Source organism: Paenibacillus sp. N3.4 (assembly GCF_008017805.1).
In the GTDB taxonomy this organism is placed as follows: Bacteria; Bacillota; Bacilli; order Paenibacillales; family NBRC-103111; genus Paenibacillus_E.
The window spans coordinates 19,050-30,583 of record NZ_VRTT01000085.1 but is presented as its reverse complement, the minus strand read 5'-3'; the positions used below and the strand labels follow the sequence as shown (position 1 = coordinate 30,583).

At 46.4% G+C, this 11,534-nt stretch carries 8 protein-coding genes; 4 read left to right on the top strand and 4 right to left on the bottom strand.

The window, feature by feature from the left end; translation table 11 throughout:
• Positions 1 to 386 precede the first annotated feature (386 nt).
• Both FU659_RS29445 and FU659_RS29440 read left to right on the top strand, forming a co-directional pair.
• Positions 387 to 3,689, top strand: coding sequence for an OmpL47-type beta-barrel domain-containing protein (locus FU659_RS29445; protein WP_261808135.1), 3,303 nt, complete (start codon positions 387 to 389; stop codon positions 3,687 to 3,689).
• A gap of 1,057 nt (positions 3,690 to 4,746) precedes the next feature.
• The gene (locus tag FU659_RS29440) at positions 4,747 to 5,976 is read left to right on the top strand and encodes a multidrug effflux MFS transporter (RefSeq protein WP_147950834.1); all 1,230 of its coding nucleotides are present in this window, start codon (positions 4,747 to 4,749) and stop codon (positions 5,974 to 5,976) included.
• A gap of 23 nt (positions 5,977 to 5,999) precedes the next feature.
• Here FU659_RS29440 and FU659_RS29435 read toward each other — a convergent pair whose 3' ends face one another.
• Positions 6,000 to 6,926: a helix-turn-helix domain-containing protein gene (locus FU659_RS29435; RefSeq protein WP_147950833.1), complete on the bottom strand. Its 927-nt coding sequence runs from the start codon at positions 6,924 to 6,926 to the stop codon at positions 6,000 to 6,002.
• A 205-nt stretch (positions 6,927 to 7,131) separates the two neighbouring features.
• On the opposite strand from FU659_RS29435, the gene FU659_RS29430 reads away from it, so the two are divergent.
• Positions 7,132 to 7,860, top strand: a complete 729-nt coding sequence (locus tag FU659_RS29430) for a ThuA domain-containing protein (RefSeq protein WP_147950832.1) — start codon at positions 7,132 to 7,134, stop codon at positions 7,858 to 7,860.
• A 73-nt stretch (positions 7,861 to 7,933) separates the two neighbouring features.
• On the opposite strand, the gene FU659_RS29425 is transcribed toward FU659_RS29430, so the two are convergent.
• The 3 genes from FU659_RS29425 to FU659_RS29415 form a co-directional block, all read right to left on the bottom strand.
• Positions 7,934 to 9,484 (bottom strand): HAMP domain-containing sensor histidine kinase, encoded by a 1,551-nt coding sequence (locus FU659_RS29425; RefSeq protein WP_261808134.1) that lies wholly within the window; start codon positions 9,482 to 9,484, stop codon positions 7,934 to 7,936.
• Complete coding sequence (locus tag FU659_RS29420; RefSeq protein WP_147950831.1) at positions 9,481 to 10,176, bottom strand: response regulator transcription factor; 696 nt, start codon at positions 10,174 to 10,176, stop codon at positions 9,481 to 9,483. The genes FU659_RS29425 and FU659_RS29420 overlap by 4 nt, the downstream gene beginning before the upstream one ends.
• Before the next feature lie 98 nt (positions 10,177 to 10,274).
• Positions 10,275 to 11,051: a hypothetical protein gene (locus FU659_RS29415; RefSeq protein ID WP_147950830.1), complete on the bottom strand. Its 777-nt coding sequence runs from the start codon at positions 11,049 to 11,051 to the stop codon at positions 10,275 to 10,277.
• Between the two features lie 178 nt (positions 11,052 to 11,229).
• Between FU659_RS29415 and FU659_RS29410 the strand changes: the two genes are divergently transcribed.
• Positions 11,230 to 11,526 carry a Rieske (2Fe-2S) protein gene (locus tag FU659_RS29410; protein WP_147950829.1) on the top strand — a complete coding sequence of 99 codons (297 nt, stop codon included), beginning with the start codon at positions 11,230 to 11,232 and terminating at the stop codon, positions 11,524 to 11,526.
• Positions 11,527 to 11,534 lie beyond the last annotated feature (8 nt).

Genomic DNA, 11,534 nt, shown 5'->3' with positions numbered 1-11,534 from the left:
ATTTTACCGCTTGTTCTTTAAATTCTTGACTGTAACGCTGCCGCTGTTCTCCCATTTTACACACTCCGCTTTACATTGATATTTTTTCTATTATATCAATTCGGTGTGTCCATCTAGTAGTCTAACTTCATTTTCTGCGTTACAGAGGGAGCAGAGTCTAGAAGCGGCTCTGTAAGAAGGAAAAAGGGCGACAAAGTCCTCTCAGATTGCATCCTCCAGACTCATGTGCGTTGAAGTTTTGTACCGGTATTCGGAAGCAATGTCACTTTGCACAAACTTCCTTATGTTTACAAAAATATATCACTTTTCCCTTTTGGCTTCTGCTAAAATGGAGATGATCATAGATTCATAGAACTCTATGTCAACAAACTTTGAGGAGGAATATAATGGGTACATTTGCAGGATGGAAAGCAAAACTATTGAAATCAGCACTTGCTTTAACAGTGGCGTTACCGCTGCAAGTCTTGGTGACAAGTAGTTGGCAAGCCGTTATGGCAGAGGGACCAACGGATCCGGCTCCATTTATTGAAGCCAAAGTGGTGAATGAGAATGCAGGCAAGAAAGTGCTATTTGATAACACGCATGAACAAACCGCAGGAGCAGCCGATTGGGTCATTGATGGAGGCTTTTCAGATTTTGCCAATGCATTAGCGAATAATGGTTATTATGTCAAAGAGCTGCGTAAAACAACACCCATCACGCTTAGCGATTTGAGCGGTTATGATGTGTTCGTTGTCGCGGAGTCGAATGTTCCTTATAAAACAAGTGAGCAAGCAGCCATGGAACAATATGTTCAGGGAGGCGGCAGCATCTTCTTCATTGCGGATCATTATAATGCAGACCGCAACAAAAACCGTTGGGACGGTTCTGAAGTATTTAATGGGTACCGTCGCGGAGCATGGACGAACCCGGCTAAAGGAATGAGCGCCGAAGAGAGCGCCTCTTATGCGATGCAGGATGTAGCCAGTTCGGACTGGTTGGCCAAGCAGTTTGGCTTGCGTTTCCGTTACAATGCGTTAGGCGATATTATGGCAAATCAAATCGTGCCTCCCAATCAGACCTTCGGTATTACAACAGGTGTTAGTACGGTAGCTATGCACGCAGGATCGACGCTAGCGATTATTGACCCAACCAAGGCCAAAGGGATTGTTTATCTGCCAAAAACGAATGAGGCTTGGGCAAATGCAGTCGATCAGGGTGTGTACAATGGCGGAGGCATAGAAGAAGGACCTTACGTCGCCATCTCCAAGTCAGGAGCGGGGAAGGCAGCGTTCATTGGGGATTCTTCTCCTGTTGAAGATGCGACTCCTAAGTATCTGCGTGAAGATACAGGTGCGAAGAAAACAACCTATGATGGATTTAAAGAGCAGGACGATGGCGTATTGCTGGTTAACACCGTAAATTGGTTGGCTAAGAAAGAGAGCTACACGAACTTTACCCAAGTAAGCGGTTTGCAGCTTGATCAACCGACGGTGCTGTTTCCTTTTGAGGAACCGGCGGCTTCTACTGAACCGCAGCCAGAGCCTTGGGCTGCGCCGGATCCAGGTTACAAATGGTATGATCGCAGCACGTTCAAAGCCGGCTCCTATGGCGGGCCTGCTGCAACTGCAAGTGCTGCTTACAGCTTCGTACATCAATCAACATTGCCGAATGCCCAAGATTTTCAAGTGCGTGTAGTCATCGATAATCTTCCCGCGGCTACGACGGTTACAGGATTTAATGCAGGTGTTTACTTGGTGACCGGCGGGACTCAGGTAGCCATGATTCAAAATGCCGACGGAACATGGCCTACCGCCTATGGATATAGCTCTTCATTCAGCTTAACCTCCGATATTAGGGGTCACGCTTATAAAGACTTAAACGTACGGATTAAGCCGGGAACGGCAGCGGCTGCTAATCTTAGACTTCGCCAAAACAGTACGAACCTGAAGACGGAGAGCGTTACGATCGGGAATGTTCCAGCAGAACCATTGCCGGAAGAGCAGAATCCGATTCCTGCCAAAATCACGGTAGCGGAAGCCCGCAGTAAAACAGCAGGCACGCTTGTCACCCTGGAAGGTGTCGTTACGACAGAGCCTGGCGCATTTGGCGGACAAGCTTTCTATTTACAGGATACGACAGGCGGCATTTATGTATTCCAAAGCTTGAGCGGTTTCCATCTAGGCGATACCGTGAAGGTAACAGCGCCAACGGCGCTGTATAACACAGAATTAGAACTGACAGACCCTGTGGAAATTGCCAAAACGGGCACGTCAGCCGTTCCTACGGCCTTGGCTGTCACGGATGTAACGAATGACAATCAAGGACAATTGGTGGAACTGAGTAATGTCACCATCAGCAATATTACGAGCGCAACACCGGCAGGATCTTTTGAGTTCGATGCCGGGAATGGTACGGTGAGCACGCATGTTCGTGTAGATGCTCGCACGGGTTTAACGCAAAGCACATTCCCCTACCAAGCTGGACAAGCTATTAATATCAAAGGTATTGCGGCCATTTTCAAGGGAGTCTTCCAGCTGAAACCAAGAGGATTAAGCGACTTTACGGTTCCGGCTGATCGAGTAGCTCCTGTAACGACTGCTGTTGTATCAAGATCAGCGAACGAACAAGGTTGGTATAACCAAGATGTTACTGTTACATTGACTGCTGTGGATGATCGTGCGGGTGCAATTACGACTAAATACGCGATCAACGGTGGAACGGAACAAACTTACACAGCTCCGTTTGCCATTCAAAGTGAAGGAACGAATGTCGTATCCTATTACTCCACTGACGCAGCTGGTAATGTAGAAACAGGGAAATCCTTGCAGGTTAAACTGGATAAAACAGCGCCGACGGCAAATTTAACGCAATCCGGACATACAGTTGCAGATGTAACTTATGCAGATACGTTCCAATTTGATCTGGTTAGTTCAGATGCACTGTCTGGTGTAGCTTCACAAACCTTGAAGCTGGATGGCGGAATCATTAGCAGTGGACAAAAGATTCAAGCAAGCAGCCTGGGGTTAGGTACGCATACAGTAACGTATAGCGTCCTTGATGCTGCCGGTAATGTAGTTCAAGGATCAGCAGCCTTTAAAGTAACCCCATTGGCGCTGATTCTTGCCAATGGCGTACCAGGGAAGCCTGATCTTTCCGACAATAGCGGATATGCGAATGGACTAAAGGATGGCAACTTTACCGTAACGATGAACCTGTGGTGGGGAAACAATGGCTCCGTGTTCAAGCTGTATGAAAATGGTGTTCTGATCAGCACGAAGACGTTGACGGATGCTTCACCTGCTGCACAGAGTGCAAAGGTTGATGTGACAGGAAAACCAAATGGCACTTATACGTATACAAGTGAACTTATTAACTCTTTCGGTGTTACGACTAGTAAGCCACTCGTGGTTAATGTCACAGATGCTTCGCCCGGTAAAGCGGTATTATCACACGATAACTGGGATGGAGACGGCAATTACAAAGTAACGATGAACTTATGGTGGGGAACAAATGCAACGGAATACCGTCTATATGAGAACGGCCAGTTAATCGAGACAAAGAGTTTGCAAGCTGTAACACCTAATGCTCAAAGCGCTGTGTCAACGATTACCGGAAAAGCGATTGGTACTTACGAATACCGTGCTGATCTTGTGAATGCAGGTGGCGTTACTTCGAGTGACAAGTTGACGGTCAAGGTAACGAAGTAAACGGACAGAGAGGTTGTCCCAGACGTAAAAAGTGGGTTGCAATGGTGGTAAACCTGCGATACTACACCTTTTTGTTCTTTGAATACTACCTAATTGGATATTCCTGCAATCATACATGTATTTGGGTCTCATTTTTGATTTCAGGAAGGCAACGCGTGAAAAACCTGCACTTTTGCAGGTTTTTCATTTTTTCAGACGATTTAACTGGGAAAACCTGCACCTTTGCAGGTTTCCCCCTCTTCAGACGATTTGGCTGAAAAAAGCTGTACTTTCGCAGGTTTTCTCTCTTTCGGGCGATTTGACTGAAAAAATCTGCACGTTCGCAGGTTTTCAGAGCTGCTGAATGCTGGCGTTCCTTGCACGTTGGCGAACCTGAAGGGGATTTCCCGCGAAACACTAAATGCTCCTTCTACACCGATGCATCGTAAAGAAACTTTGCCTCAGACTCTAAACAAAAAGCGATGAGCAATCCAAGGTAAATAACAAATTTCAAAATCCAAAATAACATTGTGAATAGACTCTAACACCAGGGTACACATAGTGTTGGAGCCTATTTTATCTCTGCATGAGTGGTAGCATAAGTTCTAAACATGGCTTGAAAAAGGTTCATTTTATTGGCGATAAAACGTACCTCTGAACGTGGTCACTCATCTTTGATTAGCCTCGATAGAGGGGGAGTTCGCTTTATATCTTCTGGATATCCAACGGTTTACTCGGAGCAGAGAAGCCTGCCCTGGCGGCGGCCTGTATGAGGATTTTGATAAACAAATTCTATTGCTGTCATAGTAAGCTCCGTAGTTAGTTTAGTTGACGTTCCAAAAGCGATTTCCCGCCCTCTTTACGGATAGGAAGGATAAATAAATCGTTTGTACATGTTATGAAAAAGGGCAAGCTGTTTGGCTGTATGGGAGTATCACAAGGGTATGAACGATGTGAAGAGATTTCAATTATCCCGGGATGGATTCTTTTTTATAAGACGATGCCCGGCCTACCTCTAGACAAAAACAGCGCCCAATGGTAGCTTAAATAAACTACTTATGAAAGTTTGTGATATGCGATGTCTTATCAAATAGCACCTCAAGCGAGCCTTTCTTCAGGCCGTCCGTCCAGGTTATGGATCGTGTTGGTGCTTGGCGCACTGGCTTCTTTCGGTCCACTGTCTCTAGATATGTACCTGCCTGCTTTGCCACTGTTAGCGAACGATCTCCATACGAACACGTCGCTCACTCAAATGAGTTTAACTGCCTGTATACTCGGGTTGTCCCTAGGCCAGCTTATTGCAGGGGCGGTCAGTGATGTGCGCGGAAGACGAATTCCGTTATTAATCGGACTAGTTATTTACGCGATTTCATCGCTCCTCTGTATGTTTTCGCCATCTATCTGGCTATTTCTGGGGTTGCGATTTATACAAGGTTTGGCTGGTGCTGCCGGAATCGTGATTTCTCGCGCTATTGTTCGAGATATGTATGAAGGGGTAGAACTGACGAAATTTTTCGCGCTATTGATGCTTGTGAATGGATCGGCTCCGATCTTAGCGCCGATAATAGGTGGGGAAATTTTGCAGTTTACCTCATGGCGCGGTGTCTTTCTCGTTCTTAGCTTATTTGGGGTGGTCATGCTTGCTGCGGTTGTTTTTGGGTTGAAAGAAACGCTGCCTGTTCATCGACGTGCCAAGGGTGGATTTTCCCAAACGCTGCGAACGTTCCGTGGTCTGCTCTCCGATCGTATGTTCATGGGCTACACATTAACGCAAGGGCTTGTTTTTGCGGGGATGTTTGCTTATATTTCGGGATCTCCCTTCGTGCTCCAAGAAATTTTTGGTGTTTCCCCGCAGATGTTCAGCCTCTGTTTTGCCGTTAACGGGCTTGGAATCATTATTGCCGGTCAAGTAACAGGACGGCTTGCTGGCAAAGTGAGTGAGCGCCGTTTACTTGCGGGAGGTTTAGGTCTTGCAGCCTTCGGAGGTATGCTATTGCTTATCTCTACGCTTGCAGGTTTGGGGCTATATGCCATCCTAGTAGCCTTTTTCTTCATCGTCTCCAGCGTTGGACCCGTTTCAGCCGCCACTTCTTCCCTTGCTCTGCAAAATCAAGGGAAATCAGCAGGCAGCGCGGCTGCCTTGCTGGGATTACTCTCCTTTATCGGGGGAGGAGTCGTTGCGCCGTTAGTCGGCCTCGGCGGCAGCCAAACTGCTGTTCCACTAGGCATTATCATTGCTGTATTGGAACTAGGAGCGATTGTATGCTTTATCCTTCTTACGGGTGAGAAAGGCCAAAAGGCTAAATGATAAGGGATGATGCCTAACAATAACTAAGCAAGCAATGGCGTTAAGCTTGACTGGCTGCGCATACGCTGTTTGAACTCTTTGGGCGAGCACTGATTATGCCGCTTAAATAGCTTGTAGAACTGAGCCATATTGAGAATGCCTACTTCGAAACTTACTTCCATAATGCTGAGGTCTCTGGTTAAAAGGAGACGCTCGGCTTTTTTAATTCTTTTGTAATTCACATAATCCACGAAAGAAAGTCCCATGACTTTTTTAAAATATTTAATAAAGTAATGGTAGCTTAGGTTCAGTAAACCGCAGACGTCTTCTACGGCAATTTTCTCACTCAGATGCTGATCAATGTAATCAAGTGCAGGACGGATGCGGGAGAGACCGGTGTCTTCTGACAAATTGGTCAAATTCCTACTGTCATTGCGCAGCAGCAAGAGCAGCATATTTTTAATCGCTGCGCTGATCGCAAGCTCATAGCCGATTTTGCGCGATTGAGATTCTTCATATATATGCATAATAAGGTTGTATACAGCTTGCTTGGTCGACTCGTCTTGTCGGAATAGTTGGTTGAAGGGCTCGAGAGGATGCGTCAGTTCGGAGAAAAAGTGCATATAGGGCATTGTTCCGAGATCAAAATGCTGTGTCAAATCAATCTGAAATACGATTTGTCTCAGGGCATCGGGGGATTGCTTTAATGTTCGATGAGGCTGTGAGGAGCCTAGCACCATCACGTCACCTGAGGACAGTAAGGTATAATCATCTTTGGTCTGAATACCCAGTTGACCTTCAATCACAGCTAGAAACTCGACCTGCTTGTGATAATGCCACGGCCAAGGGTCGGGTATGCTGCAAAAAGGGTTTAGGGTACTGATCTCCCAAATTTTCAGGAAGAGCAGCGGATTTTGATAAATGACCTCTTCATTCACAATCTCGGAAAAAGAGCTGTGTATAGGTTCCATAATTACGCGTACCTCTCTATGGAAAGACATTTTTGAATACGTATAAAGGTATTAAACGTTAAGTTGAATCAATAATAAGTATATCATTTATTGAAAGCAAGGACACTATTGAATAAGAATAAGGCACAATCTTATCTTTATTTTGAAGCGCAGTGTAGCTATACTCAAGGTATGAATGAATACGCTATTTTGGAGGGAACAAGAAATGGGTCAGAAGCTAAAAGTTACCGTTTGGAACGAATTTCGTCATGAAAAAGAGAGTGAAATCGTACGTGCAGCTTACCCGGATGGTATCCACACAGCAATCGGCGAGGGGCTGAGCAATGTAGATGTGACTTATGCCACCTTGGATGACGCGGAACATGGTTTATCCGAAGAGGTTTTGAATAACACCGATGTGCTCATTTGGTGGGGACATAAAGCCCACGAAGAAGTGCAGGATGAAATCGTAGAACGCGTTCAAAAGCGCGTATGGCAAGGCATGGGGCTTATCGTACTTCACTCCGGACATTTCTCCAAAATTTTCAAAAAGCTGATGGGGACAGGCTGCGATCTCAAATGGCGCGAAGCGGATGAGAAGGAACGTCTATGGGTTGTGGCGCCAAGTCATCCCATTGCGGAAGGTATCGGCGAGTACATCGATCTGGAAGCAGAAGAAATGTACGGTGAGCATTTCGATATCCCGCAACCGGACGAGCTTATTTTCGTTTCCTGGTTCGAAGGCGGAGAAGTATTCCGCAGCGGCTGCACATTCCACCGCGGCAACGGGAAGATCTTCTATTTCCGTCCTGGTCACGAAACGTACCGTACGTACTACAATGAACAAATTCGCCGCGTGATCAGCAATGCAGTAACATGGGCTGCTCCTACCAAACGCGAGTATCCGAAATACGGCAATCATAAGCCGCTTGAAGAAATCAAAGCGAAGCACTAATGTTTATAAAAAAGCTGGCATCGTTACTTGCGATGCCAGCTTTTTTGCAACCATTTTAGGTGTGTAAGAAACTTCAGGCGCTTTCGTTTTTCCGAGTGGAGGCGGGTTTCTTTTCTTGAGGCTCAATAAAAAATGAGACGCCATCAGCCCCGTTGACTGCTCGTATGCTCATACCATGGTGCTCGGTAATTTGCTTCACAATCGCAAGACCGAGTCCGAATTGACCGTCTCCTCCCGAACGGAAGGGCTCGAACAGACTTTCCGCGATAGTAGGGTCAAGAAGAGGCCCGTCGTTGCCTATTTGAAGTCTCGGAAGAGAGCTGCCAACTTTTGAAACCGGATGGCCGGAGGATTGTTTCATGCTAATGCGAATGTAGCTTTTAGCATAACGAAGCTGGTTGTCGAACATATTTTCCAAGGCAACTTTCCATTGTTCTTGATCGCCAAGCATGTTCGTATCGGGCGCCAGATCTATCTCCCAGTTTATTTCAGGCCGTCTATAGCGAAGGCGTTCCACGACATCTTGTATGACAGCATTTAAATCGAAGCGTTGAAATGGTTTTTCTCTGGCGGTCAAATAGTTCAACTTGTTCAGTAGCAGCAAGTCGCGAATACGCTTCTCAAGTCGTTCGCCTTCCTTCATAATAACGCCTACACTGGCGTTCAAGGTTCCTTTTGGGAATATGCCGTCTTGAATGGATTGCGCATAGCTGCGGATGACCATAACCGGCGTTTTTAACTCGTGAGAAGTATGCTGCAGAAAAAACTGCTGCGCATGATCCTGCTTCACGAGTCGCTGCCGCATCATTTCAATTGCTTTTGCGAGTCGGCCTATCTCATCTTTACGGCCTGTTTCCAACGGCTCATGCCAGTCTCGCTCAGCTAAACGTCCGATGTGCTTTTCCATTTGAACGAGGGGACGTGTGAAATAGCGGGCGATGACCAAGCAGGGGAGCCAGCTAAATACAATTAGACTGACCATCAACAGCATGAGTCTGACAAACATGGTCATGACCAGATCGTTGCGATAATTGCCCCATGCATAAGAAACGATGAAATTAGGCTGTCCTTGCACCAGTTCTTTGCGAATAACGTAGAAGATGCTCTTGTTATCTATACTGCGAGTGTATTTTTCGACAGGGAGGAGCTGGGTGAAGGCATCTTTTTCCATGGCGGAAATGAAGGGTTCACTCACGAAAGATGTAGAGGCAACTGCTTGCGACTCTGTAGAACCATTGATCATAAAATGTCGGATGGCAGGCCCGGCCCATGTACCTTCCAAAGGAGCAATGATTTGAGTTGTTAGCACGGATTCCCCCATAATTGGACCTTGTCCTGATTCAGTTGTTGGTGCTGGGTAAATGCGTCTTTCAGTTGATGGGACAGCGAGCGTACTTGATGTTATCGATAATAGCGGAGCGGGTAAGATTGGTAACGCCATAGTGCTTTGCACATTGAGACCGCTTTGGGTATCAAGTAAAATATCATACAATTGCTCTGTGAAGAAGCCTTTTAGTGTCCAAGGCAGTAAGAGAGCGAGCAGCATGAAAATAAATAGCGTGAGAGCGGCAAAAGCTCCCCATAATTTCAAAACAAGCGGCCAATTGGCCAAACGCATCCTCATGATTTCACCATCCTATATCCAAATCCGTATACGGTTTCCAGATGAAGCTCCGGCATTTTTCTCCGAAGCCTCCGCACCAAGTCATCGACTACACGATCCGTTCCGAAGTAGTCTATCCCCCAAACTGCAGTGAGTACTTGTTCGCGTTCCAATACTTGTCCATGATGATGAACGAAATAAAGAAGCAGTTCAAACTCCTTCGACGTTAAATCCAGTTTAAGTCCATGATCATCGGTAACGATACGAGCTAGCTCATCAATGAGATATGGCGCAAGGGCAAGCTTGGTGCGTCGTTCTTGAGCCGCAGGCAGGGTTCCGACGAAGTGACTTCCATAGACGCGTTCCAGCAGCTTCCGTGTACGAATGACGAGTTCTCGTGGCAGGAACGGCTTCGCCAAATAGTCGTCGCTGCCTAATTCCAGTCCAACGATGCGATCAATATCCGCATCACGTGCGGAGATGAAGATGACAGGTTGTGCGGGACGATCTGCTTTTATTTCCCGCATGAGTTGGTAGCCGTCTACTCCGGGAAGCATAATATCGAGGACCCACAAGTCCGGCCGCTCCGTTATGGCGGATCTTGCTGAGGTTCCGTCAGCGAACGAACGCACTTGCCACCCCTCTTTTGCCAAATAAGCGGCTAACAGGCCCCTCAGATGTTCTTCGTCTTCTACTAGAAATATGTGATACATTGGCGTGAACTCCTTCTATTTTAACCGGGATGGGGAAAAGGTGGAGCCACTCGCAAAATTTGCGAGCGGTTCCACCGGTTTCATACAGCCGATTTCATCTATTTTTTGGACTCTTCTGTTGGTTCTGCCTTTGTTTTTTCTGCTAAGTCTTTTAGTTTTTTGGCCATCGTGCGAATGGAGTCTGTCTCACTTTTATAATCCTTCAGCAGCTCAGGCAATAAGCTTTTAATGGTTGCTGCGTCATCCGCTTCTACGGCTTCGGCCAGCTTTTGTTGACGTTTAAGGGATTCTGTAGCTTCAGCATTCATTATACCATCGGACACCACGCCCTCAAATGGAAGTGCTTGGACAATGTCCGGAGCGCTTTCTCCATCCTTTGTCAGTCTTTGTATGACTAGTTGTTTACCAGAGGAGAGAGTCCCTTCGGACAGCTCGACGGCGGGGATTGCAGGAACGCTGACAATGTCTTTGCTAACTGCGTTTGGAACAATAGTGTCATCTTGTTTAACTAAACCATCCTTAGCCTGTACAGTTACACTTCTTAAAGCAGTCATCTTAGGCATTTCGCTCTCAAGCTGCTTTCGTTCCTCCAAAGCCTGTTTCCACGCCGTTAAGGTTTCAGGGGCATAGGTGCTTGCAAGAAGCTTCAAATAATTGTTTTGATGAGCGGGTTGCACGAGCAAATTGGATGGGCTGGAGAAAATCCGAAAACTGCTTGATGCAGTCATGGCTGGTGTGGATGCGGCAGCAGTGATGGTTGTTTTTGCTTCGGTGTTGGAATCAGCTGCAGAAGCACCGACAGCTCCGAAGGCCATGGTTACCATGAAGGCTAGAAGACTAACTTGACTTGCGCGACGTTTAAATTGTGTTTTCATTGTTGAAAACTCCTCTCGATTTATGTAATGGATGGGAATGTGTTTCCCTTACTTCTTTACTATACCGAGAGATTATGGATGTCCTGTCTGAACATTGTGGGAAATTGTGTGTAAAGCGGGGTGGATTGCAGTAAACTGATAGCAGTTTAAAATCTACTTACCTGTTAGGAGGAGTAAAATGAGAGAGATCCTATTGGGCTCTGAGCAAACCTTTCGCAATATGCCCGTGGAAATCGACATTGAGAACAAGAAATACTGGATTCTGAAAGATTCGGATCTGGATTCGTACCGATTAGTTTCACGTAAGTGTCCGCATGCGGGTGCTCTGGTAGAAATGGAATACGGGGAAATGGTTTGTCCGATGCATGGCTGGTCGTTTGACCTTCATTCAGGTACTTGTTTGAACATACCAACGAAAGGTTTGACTGCTTATACAATAATTGTAATAGAAGGTATGCTTTTTGCGCAGATGTGAACGTGACC

Coding starts and splice junctions, on each gene's coding strand:
- FU659_RS29445 (WP_261808135.1), top strand. CDS start 387: ATGGGTACATTTGCAGGATGGAAAGCAAAACTATTGAAATCAGCACTT.
- FU659_RS29440 (WP_147950834.1), top strand. CDS start 4,747: ATGTCTTATCAAATAGCACCTCAAGCGAGCCTTTCTTCAGGCCGTCCG.
- FU659_RS29435 (WP_147950833.1), bottom strand. CDS start 6,926: ATGGAACCTATACACAGCTCTTTTTCCGAGATTGTGAATGAAGAGGTC.
- FU659_RS29430 (WP_147950832.1), top strand. CDS start 7,132: ATGGGTCAGAAGCTAAAAGTTACCGTTTGGAACGAATTTCGTCATGAA.
- FU659_RS29425 (WP_261808134.1), bottom strand. CDS start 9,484: ATGAGGATGCGTTTGGCCAATTGGCCGCTTGTTTTGAAATTATGGGGA.
- FU659_RS29420 (WP_147950831.1), bottom strand. CDS start 10,176: ATGTATCACATATTTCTAGTAGAAGACGAAGAACATCTGAGGGGCCTG.
- FU659_RS29415 (WP_147950830.1), bottom strand. CDS start 11,051: ATGAAAACACAATTTAAACGTCGCGCAAGTCAAGTTAGTCTTCTAGCC.
- FU659_RS29410 (WP_147950829.1), top strand. CDS start 11,230: ATGAGAGAGATCCTATTGGGCTCTGAGCAAACCTTTCGCAATATGCCC.